Origin of the sequence: Phaeobacter gallaeciensis DSM 26640, assembly GCF_000511385.1 — a bacterium.
Classification (GTDB): domain Bacteria; phylum Pseudomonadota; class Alphaproteobacteria; order Rhodobacterales; family Rhodobacteraceae; genus Phaeobacter; species Phaeobacter gallaeciensis.
Genome location: NC_023139.1, coordinates 1 through 20,279, shown reverse-complemented (window position 1 = coordinate 20,279; position 20,279 = coordinate 1). Strand labels below are relative to the sequence as shown.

Here is a 20,279-nt window from a genome sequence, read left to right as displayed (position 1 = left end):
TGGCCACCACCAGTGCGCAGAGCCAAAGATTTCAAAAACCAACGGGAGGACCACATGAAACTCAATAACCTGCTCAAGACTGCTGCATTTGCAGCTGCAACGGCCCTCAGTCTGCCGCAAGCGGCGGCTGCCTGGACGCCGGAAGAACCCATTGTGTTGCGCATTGGCTTTGGCGCCGGGGGCGAGACCGACACCATGGGCCGGGTGCTCGCGGCCACCATCGAACGCCAGACAGGCTGGGATGTGGTGGTGGAAAACCGCCCCGGCGGCGGCGGTGTCGCCATGCTCAGCGCTCTTGTCAACGAAGCACCCGACGGGCTGGTACTGGGAATGGCGGTGAACATCCCGCCGCTGATGGCGCTTAGCCAGCGTCCCGACTCGGTGCCCTTTACACTGGACAGCTTTGACTACATCGGCACCGTCACCGTGGCAGAAACCGCACTGATCGCGGGCGGCGATGCAACGTTCTCCTCGATCGGGGAACTAGTTGAATTTGCCCGCACGGAAGGCTCTGCCAAGATTGCCTGGGATGCGCCAGACGCAAAGGCAATCCTGCAAAAGATCGGCCAGCAGGAAGGCGTTAATTTCCGCATGGTGAAAGCCGAAAGCGGCGCCGAAATGAATAAACTGCTACTTGGAGGTCAGGTCGATGCCGCTTTCGGCACTGGCGCCCATCTGCCGTTCATCGAAGAGGGTCAGATGAAGACCATCGCCAGCCTGTCGGACAAGCGGCTCAGCTCTGCCCCCGATGTGCCAACGTTGATCGAATCCGGCCATGATTTCTTCATCGCTCCCTATTTCTACATTGCAGCCCCCGGAAGCCTACCCTCCGACGTAAAAACCGCGCTTGCTGATGCCATGGACAAAGCCGTGGCCGATGAGGCCGTGCAAACGGTGGTGCAGAACGCGGTCAGCGCCCCTGCAGTCAACCTCGGCCCCGAGGGTACCCGGCAGATGATGCAGGATTCGCTGGGCCCCATCGGCGCTCTGTTTGCTCAGTAACGCCCCATCCCTAGCCCCGTGGCTGCAACTTGTGCCGCGGGGCTTTGCGACAGGAGAAAGCCATGACGTTGCAACGCATATCCGGTGTTTTTTTTGTCATTTTCGCTGCGACGATGATCTGGGGCGTGATCCCGGCACAGACAGAACTCGTCTACCCCGACGGCTCAATCCCGCCCGAGGTTCTGCCCAGCGTCTATGCCGCAGTGATCGGCCTGTTCGGTGGCGCGCTGGCCTGCCAGCGCGGGGAAGCATACGCGCTTGATCTGCGGCAGACAGCAAAAACTGCCGGTGTTTACTTTATCGCCATGGCCGGAGTCCTGGCGATGAAACACTTCGGGTTTCTCTTGGCCGCACCGGCGCTGGCGCTGACGCTGCTGTGGCTGGTGGGGGAGCGCCGGCCGCTGTGGTTGGTCATAGGCGGTCTTGCAGGACCGTTGCTGATCTGGACCATTTTCGAAGTCCTGCTTGGACGTCTTTTGCCTTGAGGAGGGGGAACGATGGTGCCGTTTGATGTAATTCTGGCAGGACTGGCGGGAACATTCACCCCGATGGTTCTGCTGTATGTGCTGGCCGGGGTGGTACTCGGCCAATTTGTCGGGGCGGTTCCCGGCATTGGTCCGGTGATGGCGATCGCCATTGCAATTCCGTTTACCTTTGTCATGGACCCCCTAGTGGGAATTTCCTTCCTAGTCGGCATTGGCAAAGGCGGCTTGGTAGGCGGCGCGGTGCCTGCGGTGCTGATCAATACCCCGGGCACTCCCGACGCCGCTGCCACCGCACTCGACGGCTTTCCGCTGGCGCGGCAGGGCAAGCCATTGAAGGCAATGCGGATGGCGCTTTATTCCTCAGTCACCGGCGACACCGCCAGCGATATTATCCTGATCACCGTCTCTGCGCCGCTGGCCATCGTGGCGCTGAAATTGGGACCGGTGGAGATCCTATTTCTGCTGTTGCTTGCCTTTACCGTGATCGTTTGCCTGGTCGGAGGCACCATCGCCCGCGGCGGTGTGGCTCTGTTCCTGGGGCTGCTGCTTGCAACCGTCGGATTGGACCCAGAATACGCCACCCCGCGACTGATCTTCGGCCAGACTGAGCTCTATGACGGCATTCCGCTGGAAGCTATTGCCTTGGGCATTCTCGTGCTGCCCGAGGTGCTGCGCCGCTTAGCCCAAGGCAGCGGTCTGTCGCGCCCCGCGGTGGAGATCCCAGCCGACCAGCCCGCCGCCGACCGCAGCATCAGTTGGCACGAGTACTGGTCTTGCCGCTTTGCGATGCTGCGCGGCGCCTCAATTGGCACGGTTCTGGGAGCACTACCCGGTATCGGGTCCACCGCAGCAGCCTTCATTGCGTATGCCGCCACCCGCGAGAGCGCCAAGGATCCGAGCAGTTTCGGCAAAGGCAATATCCAAGGCATCGCGGCGGCGGAATCGGCCAACTCTGCGGTGGTTGGGGCTAACCTGATCCCACTGTTGACACTGGGTATCCCCGGCAGCGTCGGTGCAGCCCTACTGATCGGTGCCTTCAAAATACATGGCATCCAGCCGGGGCCGCTGTTGTTCGACCAACAGGCAGAGCTGATCTACGGATTGTTTGGGGCGATGATCGCTGCCAATTTCATGAACTTCTGGGTCGGCCAGGCAGGCATGCGGCTTTGGTCTGCGGTGGTCAGGGCACCGGAGCTGGTGATCTTTACCCTAGCGCTGCTACTGTGCATTACAGGCGTTTACCTGGGCGCGGGCGGCATGTTCGGCCTCTACACCATGCTGGCCTGCACGCTGCTGGGACTGGTTCTTTCAGCGTTGGGCTTTTCAGTGATCGTGTTCATCATCGCCTTCTTTCTGGGCAGCCGCTTTGAAACCACCTTGTCGCAGGCCTACAGCCTCACCGGCGGATCTCTACAGGAACTGACGAACTACCCTGTGGCGTTGGCCCTGTTGGTGGTGAATCTGGCCTTCATAGCGCTTCACATGCACAAGAAAGACCGCCACGCCCGGCCCGTCTAAGCGCGTAGAACAACCCTTGGCGAGGTGTCGGGCGCACGCTCGGCACCCCGTCAGGTATATCATTAATTTATACCAGATTGCCGTGTTACAAGTTGCTGAACTATCAGACCGTTCCCCATGCTGGGCCCAAGCTCGCAAAGGGGAGATCACGCATGGTATATCTGAAGTCACTCAAAACCGCAGTAGCTGCAGCGGCGGCCTGCTGCTTCACTCTGGGCGCACAGGCGGCAGAGTTCCGACTGGGGCTCTTGACGCCGCCGCCGCACATCTGGACCAAAGCGGCAGAGGCCTTTGCCGACGAACTCAACACAGCCTCAGACGGAGCGCACAGCGTGCAGGTATTCCCGGCGCGCCAACTGGGCAACGAGGCGCAGATGCTGCAGCAACTGCAGACCGGCGCGCTCGACATGGCGTTTCTTACCGTGGCCGAAGTCTCCAACCGAGTGCCGGATTTGGGCGCTTTCTACGCGCCCTATCTTGCCGCCGACATCGACCACGCCGGGCGCATATTGCGCTCTGATATCGCACGGCAGATGCTGGAGCCGCTACCGGCCAAGGCTGGTGTTGTCGGGCTGGGACTCGGCATGGCTGGCCTGCGCCAAATCGTATCGCGCGAGGAAGTGAACAGCGCCGAGGACCTCAGCGGCCTGAAATTGCGGATCACGCCATTTGCACCCATCTTCGACTTTTATGAGGGACTGAACGCGGCGCCGACCCCGATGCCGCTGCCCAGTGTCTATGATGCGCTGGCCAACGGCCAAGTCGACGCCATTGACATGGATGCAGAGCTGATTTGGGTGCTAAAGTACCACGAGCACGCCAAGACCATCGTGCAAAGCGATCATATGATGTTCCCCGTGGTTGGGCTCGTCTCGGCGCGCGTATGGAAAGATCTCGACGCAAAAGATCGCGAGATGATCGCGGAGCTGATGGCGAAGCACTTGGACAGCACCATCGACACCTACACCGCAAAGGAGCCGGAGTGGTTGGACAATTTGAAGGCACTGGACCTGACCATGACCAAGGTCGGGCCGGAATTCTTCGCAGGTGTCATTGATGAATGGGACAGAAAATGGGCTGCAGAGGCGCCGTCATTGCCCGCCATCCGTGCCGCAGCCGAGGCAACCCGCTAGCCGCGCACTCCCCCGCCACTACGGCAAGGGCGGCCGCGACAAGCCCCGCCCCTGCCCTGATATTCAAGACCCAACTCATGGCTTTTCCCAATGCTTCAGACTTTCTCCCGGCAATGGGCACGGGCGGAATTGGCCTGTGCCGCCACTCTTGCCGCCGCGGTCACCGCACTGATCTTGCTGAACGTGCTGACCCGCAACCTCGGCCTTGCGCTGTTCTGGGTAGATGAGCTGGCAATCTATGCCATGATCTGGATGACGCTATTGGCAGCCTCAGCGGCTGTCCACCATAAGGACGCGGTCGCCGTCACCATTGTCACCGACGCCCTGCCGCAAGCTATCGCACAGATGCTATCGCGCCTCGTCGATGCGGTGATCTTTGCGCTGGCGCTATTGACCGCCTGGTTCTGTTGGCGCTGGTTCCTACCGCTGGAGTTCGCGCGCGCTGGCTTTGACGTTGAAACCTTCCAGGGCGCCACCTTCAATTTCATCTATTCCGAGGCCACCAGCACCCTGGGGGTACGCAAGGTCTGGGTCTGGTCCATTATGTGGATCTTTGCTTTCGGCCTGATCTTGCACAGCCTCAATAACCTCCTCAATAACCTCACCACCGCGGCCGACCGCAAGGAACAATCATGACGACAGTCGCCGTTTTCATTCTTTGCATGTTCTGCGCGGTGCCGGTGGCCTTCGTGCTTATCCTGACTGCAATCACCTATGTGCAAGCCAGCGGGAACGCGGTGCTATTCGACAGTTTCGCCCAGCAGCTGTTCTCTGGTCTTGAAAACTACGGACTGCTGGCGATCCCGCTGTTCATGATGACCGGGGAGCTGATGAACGAGGGTGGCATGACCCGACGTCTGGTACAGGCCGCACGGGTTTTTGTCGGTGGTTTTCGCGGCGGCCTTGCCTATATCAATCTTCTGGCCAACATGTTCATGGCAGCAATCATCGGCTCTGCCGCCAGTCAAATCGCAGTGATGAGCCGCGCCATGGTGCCCGCGATGAAGCAGGAAGGCTACCGCCCCGGCTTTGCCGCCGCGACGACCGCTGCGGGCGGCCTCTTGGCGCCAGTGGTGCCGCCATCGATGATGTTCGTGATCTACGGCGTCCTGGCGCAGCTACCGATTGGCGACATGTTCATCGCAGGTATTCTCCCGGGACTGTTGCTATTTGGAGCCTTTGTCATTGTCGTCACTCTCATTGGAATCGCACAAGGATTCCCGCAGGGGCAATGGATGTCACGGTCAGACGCAGCACAGGCGTTACTGGGCTGCCTGCCCGCCAGCCTGATACCCGTAACCATTATCGGCGGCATCCTGTTCGGCGTGGCGACGCCTACCGAATCCGCTGCCGTCGCCTCGCTGGTGGCGTTTGCGATGGCCTGGTTCTCGGGCCAACGGCTGACCATACCACGGCTCTTCAGCCTGTTCCGCCGCACTGCCGTCAATTCCGGCATGGTTGTGTTCATGATCGCAGCAGCCAATGTATTTGGCTGGGTAGTTGTTTACGAGGCGCTGCCACAGAAGCTAGCTGCATCCATCACCGCCATCACCAGCGACCCATTTCTTTTTCTGTTGATTGTTAACGCGATGCTTCTATTTGTGGGCATGTTGATCGACGGCATTGCGGCGGTGATCTTGGTCACCCCGATCCTGCTGCCGATTGCCACCGGCTCCTATGACATAGACCCGTTCCAGTTCGGCGTGGTGCTGTGCCTGAATCTGGTGCTGGGTCTGCTAACGCCACCGGTGGGCGTTGGACTGTTCATCACCTCATCAATGACTGGCATCCGGGTGGCTGAAATCCTATCCGCGCTGTGGCCATTCCTGTTTGCGGTAGCCTTTGTTTTAGTGGCGCTTAGCTACTGGCCTCTACTGTCCACCGCGCTGCTATGACTGCTCGGCGGCGGCCTGTTCCAGATAACCGATCAGCGCCTTGGCAGCCGGTGACAGCCGCGCCTTGGCATTCAGTGAAATCCCAACTGGCCCGGCACCAAAGGGCACCTGCCAGTCCAGCTTGGACAGGCTACCCCAGGCGATATCTTGTTCCGGGACATGGCGCGGCATCAGGCAGATAAGGGAGCGTCGCTGCAGTAGGCTTCGGTTGGTCAGAAAGGATACCGAATCCACATGAGACGCAGGTGCATACATGCCCTGAGCGCCAAAGAACATGTCGACCTGCCGCCGCAGGCTGGTTTCGGGGGGAGGCAGGATCCAGCCGAAAGGCTTCAGGTCTTCGAAACTCAGCCCTCTCTGCCCCACAAGCGGATGGTCCGGGCCGGTCACCGCCACGATGGTTTCATCAAACAGTTTGCTCTGAGCAATTTCATCTCGGTGACGGTGGGTTGGCAGCCGCCCGACCACCATGTCAATCGCGCCGCGGCGCAGCGCGGGCATAAGCGCATCATTGGTGCCTTCGACCACCTTTACCGCCACGTGCGGCCGCTCACGCATCAGCTGATCGATCGCCTGCGGTAACAGCCCCGACGAAGCTGCCAGAAGAGAGCCGATCACCACCCGTCCGCTACTGCCATCATTGAGGTCATCCAGCTCCTGCGCGGCGTTTGACACCTGCGCCAGAATCAATTGTCCCTGCCTGATCAGCGCCTCACCATAGGCGGTGGGGATGACGCCACGGTTGGTGCGGTCAAACAGCTGGACCTCAAAATCCAGCTCTAGATCCTTAATCATCTTGGTGGCCGCGGGCTGCGAGACATTCAGTTCCCGCGCTGCACCTTGAATGTTCTGGTGCTGTCCAACCGCCACCAACAGACGTAGCTGCCGGAACTTCAGCCGGGTTTGCACCTTTTCAACGATCCGAGTGTGGCGGCTGACCATTTGGTATCTTCCTGACGTATCAGAATTTAATGCGCTCGGCATATTGATTGATGCTAGCTATCACGCTCATCGCCGCAAGCGAAGAGGTGCGCGGGTTTGACGGCAGGGGGTTCCCCTCAATGGAAAAGCGGAACGAACCAAAATCGCCCTCAGCCTCGATCTCGTGAATATTGCGGCTGACACTAGGATCCGCCAGCAACTCCACCTGCGTATTGTCAAACCCGATGCCCGCCAGAGCCACCGCAGCGGCGACATTGGCGTTCTTCGGGTACTGTAATGCTGCCTCGCGGGCGGTGCCGCGGAAATGTACCTGCGCCGCACCGGTCAGAGCGCCAAGGTCCAAGACCTGCTCCGCCTGAGAGCCGACCCAGCCCTGCGGCGGTTTGCGTCCGATATAGCGCACCGCCTGCAGCGTTCCGATCCGGCCCGCGCGCAGCGAATCTAAGGCGCCAATCGCGCCGGAAACCAAGCGAATGCTACCGCCCCCGACCGCGGCGGCGCGGTCAAGTTTGTCTAACAGCGCTGCATCAGCGAGCGCCCCAATTGACACGGTCAGCAGGTCATATCCCGCACGAAGGATTTGGGCTCCATGCTGCAACAGCGCGCCATGACCCGCGCAATCAACAAACAGGCCAATGTCGTTCCCCGCCTCTGCCACTCCAGTGACGAAGTTGAACCGCTTGCCAAACTCGTCGCACAGCGGCGCGACCTGATACTCCGGCACGACAATAGCAGCGACTTCGATCCGGCTGTTCGCCAACTGATCCACGACATATCGCGCCATGGCACCAAACCCGATGAGAGCGATTTTCATTATGCAATCCTCGTTCGTTTGCCCCTCTGATATCCGCTTTTCAGGACGGCCTGATGGCAATTTTGGTTATATCAGGATCACTTCTTTGGATTTGTTTTCTGCCCGGCTGATCGGAATGCTGGGCGCCGACCACTATGGCGCCCCCCGCGTGGCGCGCTTCCGGCCATTCAGCGAACAAGGATCGGCGCATGAACTACTCAAGACACGAAGCGAAGGATTACGCCCGCGAGCATATGCAGGGGATCTGGGCTGCAGCCCTTAACCCGTTCAACGCAGATCTTACTCTGAACGAGGCCGGACTACGTTCCAACATCCGCCATTGGATCGATGATCTTGACATTCAGGGCCTGTTCATCGCTGGCAAACAAGGCGAGTTCTTCTCGATGAGCTTGGAGGAGCGTAAACGCAACTTTGAAATCGCTGTCGACGAATGCGGCGGCAAGGCGGGCACCATCATGTCGGTGTCCGACCAGAACTTCAACACCGTGCTAGAGCTTGCCAAACATGCCGAAAACTGCGGCGCGGATTACGTCGTGGTGCATGCCCCGGTGCTAAGCTTTGTGCAGGACAAGGGCGAGGTTCTCTATCAGTATTATAAGGCGCTTTGCGATCAGCTGAACATCGGCATCGCCATGTGGAGCCATCCTGATAGTGGTTATCTGATGCAGCCTGAAGAATGCGCCCGCATCGCCGAACTGCCAAATATCGTCGCTATCAAATACTCAGTCCCACGCGAAATGTATGTGCGTCTGTCTCATATGGTAGGCGACAAGATCCACGTCTCTACCGCCTCAGAAGACGAATGGCTGGACAATATCGAAGAGCTGGACTGGAAGCTCTACCTCTGCTCCTCGCCGCCGTATCAGCTGCAAACCCGCACTGACCGGCGGATGCACGATTACACCCAGCTCGCTTTCCAAGGCAAATTCTCTGAGGCACGCAAGCTGCGCGACAGCCTGAACCCCGTGCGCGAGGCAATCGCCCGCAGCCGCCCGGCGGACAAGCCACAGGCCTTCGGCAAATACTGGCAGGAGCTATTGGGTCAGGTCGGCGGTCCGGTGCGCCATCCGATGCTGAACCTGACCGAGACGGAAAAAGCCACCATCCGCGAGGCTTTCGAGGGCTGCGGACTCAAGCTCTGAACGGACGTGCCCGCGGGCAGCAATCGCTCAGCCCGGACCTTAAGGACCCTGTAATCTTCAGGCCGCGCGGACAGAAGCCGCGCGGCCGTTTCTTTCGCCCCTACCCCTGCCCTGAGTGCCAACCATCCGAGGTCCCTGTGGGAGAGCTCTTCGCCTTGTTATCTGCCGCCTGCTACGGAATGGCCGGCGTCACCATCGCCCGCAGTCGCAGCCAACGGCGTGGCGATGGAGGGGTGTTCCTGTCGGTGCTGATGACCGCCCTTCTAACAGGGGCCCTGTGGCTGCTGGCCGGTCCCGAACCGGCACTACAGTCCAGCGTCCCCAATAAACAAGCGCTCACCCTGTTCGCCCTGGCTGGTGTATTTGCCACCGTGCTCGGGCGACTATTTATGTACCGTTCCACCGAAATCCTGGGTCCGGTCTGTGCCGCAATGTTGCGCCGCCTGATCCCGTTCTTTGCTATCCCGCTTGCCATCCTGATGATCGGCGATTGGCCAGCCCCTGCCGAACTGGTCGGCGGGGTGCTGGTGGTGGCCGGGGTATTTGCCTTCGTGGGCGGTGCGGCGCCACTGGGAACCCCCGCAGGGGTGTTGCTGGGGTTGCTATCGGCGGCCAGCTACGCGCTCTCCTACAGCCTGCGCAAATTGGGGCTGCTGCAGCTGCCCGACCCGCTGCTCGCAACATGTGTCGGCGCCGTGGCAGGTTGCCTGTGCTATGTCGGCTGGGCTTTATCAAGCGGCAGCAAAGACAAGGGCAGAAGGCTGCACGGCCTGCTTGTCGACTGCGGCCCCGGGTTTCTTGGCACAGGGCTGTTGCTTTCAGCCGGGCAGACGCTGCAGCTCGCGGCCTTATTACATACCTCTGTCACCAGCGTCGCCCTGATAGGAGCGCTCGACGTGCTGTTCAGCGCCCTGTTTGCCGCGTTACTGCTGCGCCAGCGGCTCCGACCGACGCCGCGCGGGGTGATGGCAACGCTGTTCGTCGGACTCGGCAGTGCGTTGCTACTCCTGAACTGATCCCGCCTTGGTCACGCTTGAAAATCCCCCTGATACCCCCCCTAGTTGCGGCCTGGATGCGGCACATCAGCTTTAGGTATTCGATTTTTGGCTACCCAATTTCCCGGAATGTTGACTGAGCAAGACCCCGCGTGACGTAGGCTTTCGGGAAACGAGAACAGGCCGACGTAGCTGCAGCAACACCTGAACAGCCCTATGTCAGCGCCAATAACAGGGGACCTCTATGCCTGAGTTTCACCATCTGCCCTTATCCTTTACGCTGGCTGTGAGCCTGCTTGCATCCATAGCCCATGCTGCTGGTGGCGGCGGAGAGCCCGGTGTCATCGATATCCGCGACCCAATCGTACAGCGCTGGTTCGAGGCTACGCCGCACAACCCACCTGCCCCACCTGAGCCAGGACGCGACTATGGGATGATCGGCGACGCTGGTGCCTTTGTTGCGCCAAAAGCCGCGCCGCTGTCGTCCTGGGCGCCAAACTTCCCCGGCCAGCTGGAAGGTTGGGACCAGAACTCCTATGCCAAGAACGTCGATGTGCTGGCCTTTTACCCCGCAGTGACCTCGCCCTGGCATGCATGGGCCAATGCCGTCGACATGGATGGCAAGCGGTATCTCTACACGCATGACCGCGATTACATGCGCGTGTTGGACATCACTGACCCTGCCAATGCCGTCGAGGTCTACAGCGATGGCGGCGTCTGGGGGCCGCAGGGTTCCAGTGAGGAGTTCGACAGTAAGACCGTCACCGATTACTTCGGCGGTCTGACCATTGCCTGGCACGAAGAGTTGCAAAAGCATGTTGCGGTTGCGTCCTATGAAATCGGCCGCTTTGGCGTCATGGGCCGTAAATCCGAAGACGCCGAGGGCATTGCCCTGGTGCGCAACTACACCTCGCTGAAAGGTTTCCGGGTTTTTGAGATGAACGGCCCGACCCCGGACGACTGGACCATGATCGCCGAACGCACCACCGACCGCGTCAACCCCGACGCCCCAATCGGTGAACAACAGGGATCTGGATCTCTGGATGCCCCAGCCTGGACTGGCGGTCGCTACATGGTTCTAGCCGCAGCACCCAAAGACAGCTTTGCGCTGACCGAATACCCCGACTATGTTCATTCGCCCGGCTACCAGATCTGGGACATGAGCGACCCTACCAACCCTGAATTCGTCAGCCAGCTGTCGGTGCCGGGGCAGGACATCGACTCCCCTGAAGACCTCGCGGCCTATCTGGAGAACCCACGCGCGGGCAACCGCACATCTTGGATGGGCTCGCGCAATCCGCTGGCCCTGCCTGTCCCGATCGAGGACGGCGGGACCCTCGGCTTTGGCGGCATGGGCGGGCTCGGGTTCTGGACATTCGATGTCAGCGATCCCGCCAACCCGACGCCGCAGGGTGACCTGCAAGTCGCGCCCAGCTTTGCGGGTACTGAGTTCGACAACGTCGATGTCAGCCAGTACGCCCGCACCGGGCATGTGTTCTCAAACGGCTACCCGATGAATTCAAATTGCTATGAGCCCTACAAAGACATCTTCTCAATCGACGTGTCCGACCCGGCCAACCCAACTATTGCAGCCACATTCCCCCGCCCAACGCCGCCCACAGAGGCCAATTTCACCGACTATTGCCAGCGCGGTGGCAGTTTCGGGCCGAAACGATCCGGCGGCATCGACCAGCCGGGAGGCGGGCGCGACGGAGTTGTAATCTACGCCTTCTACAACGCGGGGATCCAGATTTTCGACGTCGAGGATCCCGCCAAACCGGAGATCTCCGGCTACTACGTACCCGCCTTTCCCACCTCAGATGAGGTGCCAGACTGGACATTCGACAATGCTGTTTTTGCTGTATTTGTGGAATATGACCGTAATATCATCTGGGCCTTTGCCGTGAACGGCGTCTATGCGTTGAGCTCGCCCCTTCTGGGTGAGCCGCTGACAGGCCTGCCCAAGACACCCTGGCCGCCGCGCAAGCATTAAGCCAGGTACCGCTGAGACGAAGCCCAACAACCGACACTGATTGGCGCGCGGTGGCACCAGAACAGGCCACCGCGCGCCCGAGGTAGGCAGGCTTTGGCCCCTACTTGGTCCTACGGGATGTAATCAGTTTTTGGCTGGTAGCAGACTCTCATTTTCGACGGCCCAATCATGCATAGCCTCCAACAACGGAATGAGACTTTGGCCTAAAGGCGTGAGGCTGTATTCGACATGGGGTGGGATCGTTTGGAAATCCTCTCGGTGAACAAATCCCGACGCGGACAATTCACCCAATTGTCTAGTCAGCGTGCGGTGAGTCACACGGCCAAGCTTGCGTTGCAGCTGGTTGAATCGACACGGCCCCTGCGCCAGCCAGAACAAGATCAACAACTTCCAGTTCCCTGAAATCGCTGCGATCAAGTGCCTGATCTGGCAGTCTTCCTCTGGCTGATCCATCTCCATTCTACAGTATCCTAAATGACCGTACTTGCCCAAAGAACACTGCGCCCCCTATCTGTCATGCGCAAGCAAAATAAGGAGCTCATTTTCGTGGACAAAAAAAGGTTGGTGATTGTCGGGGGTGGCTACGCCGGAGCAGAATTGGCGAAAGCAATGGATCCATATGTGGACGTCACATTGATAGAGCCGCGCGCCGCATTCGTCATGTCCTCCGCTGCAATCCGGGCGATGGTCGACCCGTCCCTGTTGGACCGTATCATCATGCCATACGACAGCCTTCTGACTCGCGGCCGGGTGATCCGTGGTCGAGCGCGCACTGTTGGGGAAAACAATGTAACGCTGGCGGATGGTGATGTGATCCCGGCTGATATGGTGGTCGTGGCAACGGGATCGACCTATGCGACCCCCTTCAAGCCGGTAAGCGAAGACATCGTCGAATTTCGGCGGACCGCCGAAGCGACAGCGGCAAAGCTTGCGGCGTCTCGTTCGGTGGTTATTGTCGGTGCCGGGGCAGTAGGGACGGAACTCGCCGGTGAGATTGCCGCGATGCGCGATGATATAAAGGTAACGTTGATTTCAGCCGACTCTAACTTGTTCCCTGATTATCCGCGCAAATTTGGGGCGCGACTGCACCGTAAGTTGGAAAAGCTGGGTGTAGAATTGGTTATGGGTCAGCGCGTCAAGCAACTGCAGCATAAAGACGAACCTCATGCAGGCTCGGTGACGCTGACAGATGGTACCGTCATTGATGCAGACCTAGTTGTGCCCGCGGTTGGGTCAGTACCGCAGATGTCTGTTCTAAGGGAACTGCCCGGAAGTGTCCTGTCAGCCAAAGGGCGGGCCAAAGTTGATCCTTGGTTGCGGCCTTCGCCATCCTACCAGAACGTCTTTGCCTTGGGCGACATCGCTGACACTGGCGACGGGATGACCATTGTCGCGATCACGCGCCAGGTGCCATGGATGGCAAAGATGCTGCGGCAGGTCGTGGATGGCAGAACTGTCGAACAGACAAAGCGCTACAAACCATGGCAGCGTGGGCCCTTGCTTCTACCATTGGGGTCTCAAATTGGCGCTAGCTGGATTTTCGCGACATTTGGTAACTGGGTAACGAGAAAGATGAAAGGCGAGAGCCTGTTTATCCCAAAATATCGTAAGATCTTTGGTTTGAAAGACACCTGAATTTCTGGTGCACGTCAAAGCCTCAACCAGTCGTGCCGCGTGGGGCAAGATCCATCGCGCAACACGATATTTTGCATTTACAAGTTGGCAGGAAAGGCCTCCCTGTGACCAGAGCAGTTGAAATTATCGCGCATTACCCGGAAGACGCTGATGCGGTCTTCAGGCGTGCCTTGCAAGGTGAAGAAATGCTGGAAGCGATGCGCGGATTGGCAGTGTATCACGGCTTTCCTGAAAAGGAGGTTCAAGAGGGTGATAGGTTCAGCGTTGACGTCACATTTCTCGGCTTATTCACCACACGGAACCACGTGATGAACGTCGTGCGCCTGGATCGCGAAAAACGCTTGCTTGAAAGTGAAGAACATAACCCAAGCATCAATCGCTGGGACCATACGCTTAGCGTGACCCCAGCCCCTGACGGCTGCCGCTGGGTCGACCGGATCATCGTGGACGCAGGTTGGAAAACACCGCTGGTCGCGCGATTTTGCCGCTTCGTCTATCTGCGTCGCCATAAACTGAGAAACGGGCGCATTGAGCAGGCTTCAATTTCGCGTAACTAACCAAGACCAGACCAGAGATAACAGGGCAAAAGAACGCTCCGTCGATCCTTCGCATCTCAACCAGTAGGCTGTAGTCGCGCTTCACTCGATACCCGGCATCTCGGGGATGGTGAGAAGAACCTTCCTGAACTTCAAGGGGCAGGATCGACAGGTCGACGCTAGCTTGGCTCCAAAACTTGACCACAGCAGAACTGCGCATATATAATGCGCATGAGCGAGGTGGATCTATGCAGTCACAGTCCGTACCCAAAAAACCGACAAACCTGACCTTGGATCAGGGGCTTTTGTCCGAGGCACGCTCCTTTGGGGTCAATCTGTCCCAGGCGGCTGAAGCGGGTTTGCGGCAGGCCGTGCAGGAAGCCAAGACTGAAGAGTGGAAACGCGAAAACGCGGCCGCACTGCAATCGTCAAACCGGTGGGTCGAGGAAAATGGCTTGCCTCTGGATCGCTATCGCCCCTTCTGATGGCCAGGTTCGACGTCTACACCAGCCCCGACAGCACCGGGTATCTTCTGGATGTTCAGGCTGATCTTCTTGAGAGCCTGAACACGCGGATCGTTGTGCCGCTGATGCCGTTTGATGCTGCACCGGCCCCGGCAAAGCGGCTGAACCCGATATTTGACATTCGCTCAGGGCGCTATGTGATGGTGACGCAATTCCTCTCAGCCGTTCCCGCTGCGCTGCTGAAAACGCCTGTCCTGAACCTCGCATCCTGTGACAGCGATATCATGCAGGCGCTTGACCTGGCGCTGACGGGGATCTGAGGGGCGCCCTCTGTCCGACCACCAATTGCGGTGAAAATTGTCAGCTGACAATTTTAGAGCCCCCTCCCCTGCCCGCATCAACATTACAGATCAGCGCGGCAACGTCTGGCGCAGTTCGGTTGCCAAATGATGAAAGGGTGCTCCGGATTGTTGCGCATAGGCAAGGATCCATGCCCCCTGCAGCCGCATGTGCAGCGACAGCGCCGACTGTTGGGGGTCGGCAATCCCGAACCGTTTCGCCTGCCCGACCAGACCCGCTGTCCATGTATCGTAGATCTCTTCGGCAGTTTTGCGCAGCGCAGGTTCCGAAGGCGCCGCCTGAAGGATGCTGACCACAGGACAGGCGGGCACGCTGTTGTTGTGCTCAGCAGCTGCGGCAAGCGCTTCGCAAGCCTTCATCCCGCCCTCTTCAAAACTTGTGGCGACGTTGAAACACTGGCCAAGCATCCGCGCCACCCAGTCGCCCGCCCAGCGAGTCGCCGCATCGGCCAATTCAACTTTGCCGCCTGGAAAATGATAGTATAGCGACCCCTTGGGCAGTTCTGCTGCCACGAGGATCTCTTTCAGCCCAACCCCATCATAGCCTTTGCTGCGAAACAGCCGAGAGGCAATGCGGATCAGTTTATCGCGGTTCTCACTTGATGACATGGCGTCATCTCTATCGCACCTAGACCAGACGGTCTACAACTGATATAGACCAAGTGGTCTAGGCAATGGGATACGAGAAAATATGATGGAACAGGCCGCTGAGAAAGTCGCGATCCCCTGCGCAGGATCAACGATAGTAGGCACCTTCTATCGTGCCAGTGGATCCCCCCGCGCGTCTTTGGTCTTGAACGGCGCCACCGGTGTTCCACAGCGATTTTATCGCCATTTCGTACAGTGGGCAGTGCAACAGGGTCTGAACGTGCTGACCTATGATTATCGCGACTTTGGCGAAAGCCTGACCCGGCACCAGAAAGACAGCCCGCTGACAATGGCGGACTGGATGCTGGACGATCAAAGCGCGGCCTTGGCAGCGCTAGTGAATCTGGCCCCTCATGGACCGATCTGGGTTCTGGGGCATTCCCTGGGGGGGCTTGGCGTAGCTTTCCATGACTATGATCCTCGTGTGACCCGGATCACAACAATCGGCAGCGGCTTTGCCTATCACTGGGACCACCCGTGGAGCTATCGTCCCTTGGTTTTGACCTTTTGGTTTCTGCTCGGTCCACTGGCAACGGCGCTGATGGGTTATCTGCCCGGAAAATCGCTGGGGTTTGGTTCCGATCTGCCTGCCGGGGTTTATTGGCAGTGGCGCCGCTGGTGCACCCGTCGTGATTTCTTTGCCAGTGATATCGGCAGCGCCCTGCCCCGACCAGATTACAAACGCCCCCTGCCCCAGCTTCGGATTTGCGTTGCCAAGGACGACGTGGTTGTGCCGCCAAGTGGCGTTCAGCGCTATGCGGACACGCTGCGCGACTGTGGCGGGCGTTTTGTCACGTTTGATCCTGCGGAGTATGATCGCAAGTTCCTTGGCCATATTGAGCTGCTTGGTGCGGGTAACGAAGCGGTCTGGAGTGATTTACTTGCACTGTCCGAGACAACGCATGAGGATATCGACGCAGTGCGCGCGTGATTTTTCTTCCCTTGCTCTTAAAATTGTCAGCTGACAATTTTCCGATATGTGTTGTCTCAGCCCGTCGATAGCCGGTTGATCTGCACGCTCCTGGATCAGAAGGGACGGGAGCATGGTACGCGGGTACTGCATCACGCAACATTGGATCAGCCCGGAACAGTTTCAAAATTGTCAGCTGACAATTTCTGCCGTTGTCTGATTGATGCGATGATTGTTTTGATTGAAAACTGCCCAACTTGTGCCTTTTGGGACAGACGGCGGAGATAGGCACCTGGACTGCGGATTTCCCCAACTCGCTCAAGCATACACAGCACTAGCGTAGAGGCGATCTGACTGCCCATAATGCGCTCTGCTTCGTGAAAGACGGGTTGTTCAATTCCCATCATTGGGACCAGCTGGTTGGCTGTACGTGTGAGATCATGCCAGGATCGGATGCCATCGGGAAAGAACTGCCTGTATTCATGACAGGAGGACAGAACGTCTTGCAATGGCGCTTCTATGCTTTGCGCTGCGGTTTCCTCAGTCTCTGTGGTTTCTTGTTGCGATGGGCCTTCAGAGTCAGAAATAGATTTATTTGAATACTGTATGTGCCGTCCATTCTGGTTGTCGCTGCCGCTCATTTCGGCTGATCTCGCGCATGTTTTTAGTTGGGTGTCCCGTGTCGGCGGGGCAGGGAGCGTGGCGGCAATACCAGTTAGGGCATCGACTAGTGCGGTCAGATCTGCCTCGTCCGTGCGGCGGCGTAGGGTCAGGCGGGCGCGTTCCAGCGTTTCTTGGGGCAGGGGAGACAGCTGCTGACAGGATGCCAAGATTTCCTGTCTCAACAGTGCGAGCCGGTCGCGTAGCACGGCAATACGCTCTGCTTTCAGGGCGTTCTCTGCTGCGATGGCGTGCACCTGTGCTGCGTGGACCGCGAGCGGGGAGAGGTCAAACCCATAGGCGATTGCACGGTCCGCGCCGATGTTGCGGGCAAAGCGCTTGCGATTGGGGCTGTCCTGACGGCAGACAATCCCAGTTTCGACCAGCTTGGCAAGGTGTCGACGCATCGTGCTTTCAGGCATTCCATTCAACCGTTCACTGAGTTTCCGGTTCGATGGAAAGACCACGGCCCCACCACGTTCTGCCGCAATCATTTGCTCGGGCAGAAACGTCATCAGGGTTTTCAAAACGCTAAGTGTTCGATGAGATACACCAAATTCGGGCGCTGCCTTGGTCAACGCCGAGAGGATGTCCCATTTGTCCACGGAGGGCAGGGCGCACGGCTCCGCCATCCCAAACGCGGCTTGGGAAGCATGTTTCATACAGTTTTTCACGAAAAGGCAAAAATCATCCACCCCTGTGCAGCGCACAGAGTTGACAGGACCGATTCGAAGGGGGTATTTCAAGGATGCTAAGTTTGAAATGAGCCTTCTGGGATGTATGTCCTGGGGGGCTTTTTTCTTGCCGGGGTTCGTGCCTCCTTTTCTGTCTCTTGCCTGTTGGTCGTTACTCTTCCGAGGTTTCGGTCGTGAAACGCTCGTGAAGTTCGTTCAGCAGGGTTTCGGCATTTGCTTCGAACCATGCGTCAAACTCTGCATTGTCTTTGGCCGCGATCGTCACCGAGACACCCCTTCCACTGCGGCGCAGGTCAGCCAGAGGACGGCCATCCGGCCCCTCAAGCACGCGCGCAGCGGCCTTGAGGGGTTTGGGTTTTGACTTTTCCCTGCTGGCCTGTTGTGCGAGGGCCAATGCGGCTTCAAATCGGGCGTCGGATGGCGAGGCCGGAAAGTTGGGCGTGCGCATTCGGTCAATCACACGGGCGCGCGCTCCCGGCTCCTGCATCGCCTTGGCAAGCGCCATCCAGCGTTCGCGGCCAATGCCAGGCGCAGAGCCGATCTGACGGAGAAAATCCAACTCAAAGGCTGTGCCGACCTTCAACATGCGCGACACCATTGGCATATCAATCGACAGGGCCGCAGCGATTGTCTGCCGGTCATAGCCGCTGTCCTGCAATTGTGCGGCAAAAGATGCCTTCTCAATAAATGAAAGATCCTGACGCGCGGTGTTTTCCTGACCCTGGGCCATCACCAAGGCATGGTCATCCAGCTGGCGGATCATCGCCTTTACCGGCACCCCTAGCTCACGGAGCGCTTTCAGGCGACGGCGCCCATAGACGATCTCAAATCGTCCCTGAACCTTGGTATTGGGGCGCAGCAGAACGGGCACCTGCTGGCCATAGGTGCGCAGGCTTTCGACCAGTTGACGGTGCGCGGCATCATCCAGCCCCAAACGGTCCTCAAGCCCCGCATCATCGATCAGCGCGGCGTCGATGTCCTGTACCGCGTTTTCCTGCAGCCGCGTCAGCGAGGATTGCAGGGCTCCAACCGCGCCCCGTGGCATCATTCGGGCCTTTGGCTCGGACCGTTGGGCGGTGGTTGGTGTGGTGTCAGAGCTAAGAATACCTTTGCGTGCCATTAGCGACCCCATGCATGTTGAATGAGTGTTTCGATCTCTTCATTGACTTGATTGAGAGAGTCTATTGCACGATCGTAAGTATTTCGATGGAACTGCGTACGCTCTACTTCATAAACTGTTTGCTGGGTTAGGCCTGCGTCAGAAACGGCAGTAGATTTAAGCATATGCGCCGTCATAACCTCTTTGCCGAAGAGTTGCCTGAGGAAGGCGACGACCTGTTGTTGCGGCCCGTCGTTGGGTTCATACCTATTGATCAGGAAGCGCAGGAAGTCGAATTCCATCTGCGCGCCGGCGTTGCCCACCACGTCCAGAAGATCCGCACTCATCTGCAGGAACTGCGACATTGAGGCGACGTCGAGCATATTGGGCACAACCGTGATCAGAACCCCGGTCGAGGCACAAAGCGCCGACATTGTCAGATAGCCGAGCTGGGGCGGGCAATCGAAGAGGATCACGTCATAATTTGCCTCAACCTCCTGCAGCACCGTCGCCATGCGGGCAAAGAAGGGCGGCTGGATATTGTTGATCAACGCTTGCGGTGTTTCGTGTTCAAATTCCTGTAGCATCAACCCGGCCGGGGCCAGATCAATGCCAGTGAAATAAGTCTTCTGGATGATCTGTTGGAGCGGTACCGGATCATCATAGCGGATTGCATCGTAGATCGTGCCGGAGTCCAGAAAGTCATACTCGGGTCGATAGCCAAACAGCGTTGTCAGTGAGGCCTGCGGGTCAATATCCACCGCCAGCACGCGATAGCCTTTGAGAGCGAGCCGCTGTGCGGTGTGGATCGAGCTGGTTGTCTTGCCCGATCCGCCCTTGAAATTCAGGAAGGACAGCACCTGCACCTTGTCGCCTTCACGGCGACCGGGCAGATAGGTGCCCGGCGTCTTGGCCGTGCTTTCCAGTGTATGGCGGATTGCCACCAGGTCTTCGGCAGAATAGTGACGCCGCCCACCGGGGGTGGTATGAACATCAAGAATACGGCCGTCAAAATGCAGCTTGCGCAGAAAGCTTGCCGAAATTTCCAAGAGGTCAGCAGCTTCACCCGCGCTGAACAGGCGCAGCTCTTTGCGCGCATCGGGCGCAAAACTCTTGAGCATATGGCTCTCCAGCGCGGCCGCGAGCCTTTCGGCATTGTCGCGGATGCGGTGGTTTATTGTCGTGGACTCTGTCACTGCTGCCTCGTCCTATATGGTAACGCTCTTTTTCGCCAGAGCTGTATTTACCGTTATTTATGACGAGGCAGCCCGACTTGGCAACAGATTCTTACCAAAAGCAGGCAGAATGGCCCCAAACGGTCGATTTTGCGCCAAGAACGCCGCAGTAACCAGTA

General features: G+C 58.6%; 21 protein-coding genes. 14 read left to right on the top strand and 7 right to left on the bottom strand.

Translation table 11 applies throughout. The features are described 5' to 3' along the window. Positions 1 to 54 precede the first annotated feature (54 nt). From GAL_RS20190 to GAL_RS20165, 6 genes are all read left to right on the top strand, one after another. Positions 55 to 1,002: a tripartite tricarboxylate transporter substrate binding protein gene (locus tag GAL_RS20190; protein WP_024099442.1), complete on the top strand. Its 948-nt coding sequence runs from the start codon at positions 55 to 57 to the stop codon at positions 1,000 to 1,002. Between the two features lie 62 nt (positions 1,003 to 1,064). Continuing rightward, positions 1,065 to 1,487 (top strand): tripartite tricarboxylate transporter TctB family protein, encoded by a 423-nt coding sequence (locus GAL_RS20185; RefSeq protein ID WP_024099441.1) that lies wholly within the window; start codon positions 1,065 to 1,067, stop codon positions 1,485 to 1,487. 12 nt (positions 1,488 to 1,499) lie between these two features. Next, positions 1,500 to 3,005, top strand: coding sequence for a tripartite tricarboxylate transporter permease (locus GAL_RS20180; RefSeq protein WP_024099440.1), 1,506 nt, complete (start codon positions 1,500 to 1,502; stop codon positions 3,003 to 3,005). A gap of 152 nt (positions 3,006 to 3,157) precedes the next feature. Then, the gene (locus GAL_RS20175; RefSeq protein WP_024099439.1) at positions 3,158 to 4,138 is read left to right on the top strand and encodes a TRAP transporter substrate-binding protein; all 981 of its coding nucleotides are present in this window, start codon (positions 3,158 to 3,160) and stop codon (positions 4,136 to 4,138) included. Positions 4,139 to 4,228: 90 nt separating this feature from the next. After that, the gene (locus GAL_RS20170; RefSeq protein ID WP_024099438.1) at positions 4,229 to 4,774 is read left to right on the top strand and encodes a TRAP transporter small permease; all 546 of its coding nucleotides are present in this window, start codon (positions 4,229 to 4,231) and stop codon (positions 4,772 to 4,774) included. Next, a complete protein-coding gene (locus GAL_RS20165) occupies positions 4,771 to 6,033 on the top strand; it encodes a TRAP transporter large permease (RefSeq protein WP_024099437.1) in 1,263 nt (420 codons plus the stop codon). The genes GAL_RS20170 and GAL_RS20165 overlap by 4 nt, the downstream gene beginning before the upstream one ends. Here GAL_RS20165 and GAL_RS20160 read toward each other — a convergent pair. Beyond that, positions 6,028 to 6,975, bottom strand: a complete 948-nt coding sequence (locus GAL_RS20160) for a LysR substrate-binding domain-containing protein (RefSeq protein ID WP_024099436.1) — start codon at positions 6,973 to 6,975, stop codon at positions 6,028 to 6,030. The genes GAL_RS20165 and GAL_RS20160 overlap by 6 nt on opposite strands. 19 nt (positions 6,976 to 6,994) lie before the next feature. Beyond that, complete coding sequence (locus GAL_RS20155; RefSeq protein WP_024099435.1) at positions 6,995 to 7,789, bottom strand: aspartate dehydrogenase; 795 nt, start codon at positions 7,787 to 7,789, stop codon at positions 6,995 to 6,997. A gap of 188 nt (positions 7,790 to 7,977) precedes the next feature. Here GAL_RS20155 and GAL_RS20150 point away from each other — a divergent pair, with 188 nt between their 5' ends. The 3 genes from GAL_RS20150 to GAL_RS20140 all read left to right on the top strand — a co-directional run bounded on the left by GAL_RS20150 (position 7,978) and on the right by GAL_RS20140 (position 11,919). Then, positions 7,978 to 8,931: a dihydrodipicolinate synthase family protein gene (locus tag GAL_RS20150; RefSeq protein ID WP_024099434.1), complete on the top strand. Its 954-nt coding sequence runs from the start codon at positions 7,978 to 7,980 to the stop codon at positions 8,929 to 8,931. A gap of 137 nt (positions 8,932 to 9,068) precedes the next feature. Then, on the top strand, positions 9,069 to 9,947 hold the full coding sequence (locus GAL_RS20145) for a DMT family transporter (protein WP_024099433.1): 879 nt from the start codon (positions 9,069 to 9,071) through the stop codon (positions 9,945 to 9,947). 223 nt (positions 9,948 to 10,170) lie between these two features. Continuing rightward, complete coding sequence (locus GAL_RS20140; protein ID WP_024099432.1) at positions 10,171 to 11,919, top strand: LVIVD repeat-containing protein; 1,749 nt, start codon at positions 10,171 to 10,173, stop codon at positions 11,917 to 11,919. Positions 11,920 to 12,042: 123 nt separating this feature from the next. On the opposite strand, the gene GAL_RS20135 is transcribed toward GAL_RS20140, so the two are convergent. After that, complete coding sequence (locus tag GAL_RS20135; RefSeq protein WP_024099431.1) at positions 12,043 to 12,378, bottom strand: winged helix-turn-helix transcriptional regulator; 336 nt, start codon at positions 12,376 to 12,378, stop codon at positions 12,043 to 12,045. Between the two features lie 15 nt (positions 12,379 to 12,393). Between GAL_RS20135 and GAL_RS20130 the strand changes: the two genes are divergently transcribed. The 4 genes from GAL_RS20130 (at position 12,394) to GAL_RS20115 (ending at position 14,874) form a co-directional block, all read left to right on the top strand. Beyond that, entirely contained in the window at positions 12,394 to 13,554 is a 1,161-nt protein-coding gene (locus GAL_RS20130) for an NAD(P)/FAD-dependent oxidoreductase (RefSeq protein ID WP_244462811.1), read from the top strand. Between the two features lie 104 nt (positions 13,555 to 13,658). Then, a complete protein-coding gene (locus GAL_RS20125) occupies positions 13,659 to 14,111 on the top strand; it encodes a hypothetical protein (RefSeq protein WP_040104392.1) in 453 nt (150 codons plus the stop codon). A gap of 227 nt (positions 14,112 to 14,338) precedes the next feature. Beyond that, positions 14,339 to 14,575, top strand: coding sequence for a type II toxin-antitoxin system CcdA family antitoxin (locus GAL_RS20120; RefSeq protein ID WP_024099428.1), 237 nt, complete (start codon positions 14,339 to 14,341; stop codon positions 14,573 to 14,575). Next, positions 14,575 to 14,874, top strand: a complete 300-nt coding sequence (locus GAL_RS20115) for a CcdB family protein (RefSeq protein ID WP_024099427.1) — start codon at positions 14,575 to 14,577, stop codon at positions 14,872 to 14,874. The genes GAL_RS20120 and GAL_RS20115 overlap by 1 nt, the downstream gene beginning before the upstream one ends. 90 nt (positions 14,875 to 14,964) lie before the next feature. On the opposite strand, the gene GAL_RS20110 is transcribed toward GAL_RS20115, so the two are convergent. Next, positions 14,965 to 15,522 (bottom strand): TetR/AcrR family transcriptional regulator, encoded by a 558-nt coding sequence (locus GAL_RS20110; RefSeq protein ID WP_024099426.1) that lies wholly within the window; start codon positions 15,520 to 15,522, stop codon positions 14,965 to 14,967. Positions 15,523 to 15,604: 82 nt separating this feature from the next. Here GAL_RS20110 and GAL_RS20105 point away from each other — a divergent pair, with 82 nt between their 5' ends. After that, complete coding sequence (locus GAL_RS20105; RefSeq protein WP_024099425.1) at positions 15,605 to 16,492, top strand: alpha/beta hydrolase family protein; 888 nt, start codon at positions 15,605 to 15,607, stop codon at positions 16,490 to 16,492. A gap of 146 nt (positions 16,493 to 16,638) precedes the next feature. Here the strand turns inward: GAL_RS20105 and repC are convergent, their stop codons facing one another. The 3 genes from repC to repA form a co-directional block, all read right to left on the bottom strand. Continuing rightward, a complete protein-coding gene (gene repC, locus GAL_RS20100; RefSeq protein ID WP_169731165.1) occupies positions 16,639 to 17,877 on the bottom strand; it encodes a plasmid replication protein RepC in 1,239 nt (412 codons plus the stop codon). A gap of 100 nt (positions 17,878 to 17,977) precedes the next feature. Then, the gene (gene repB / locus GAL_RS20095; RefSeq protein ID WP_024099423.1) at positions 17,978 to 18,946 is read right to left on the bottom strand and encodes a plasmid partitioning protein RepB; all 969 of its coding nucleotides are present in this window, start codon (positions 18,944 to 18,946) and stop codon (positions 17,978 to 17,980) included. Then, positions 18,946 to 20,046, bottom strand: coding sequence for a plasmid partitioning protein RepA (gene repA, locus GAL_RS20090; protein ID WP_407674857.1), 1,101 nt, complete (start codon positions 20,044 to 20,046; stop codon positions 18,946 to 18,948). The genes repB and repA overlap by 1 nt, the downstream gene beginning before the upstream one ends. Between the last annotated feature and the right edge of the window lie 233 nt (positions 20,047 to 20,279).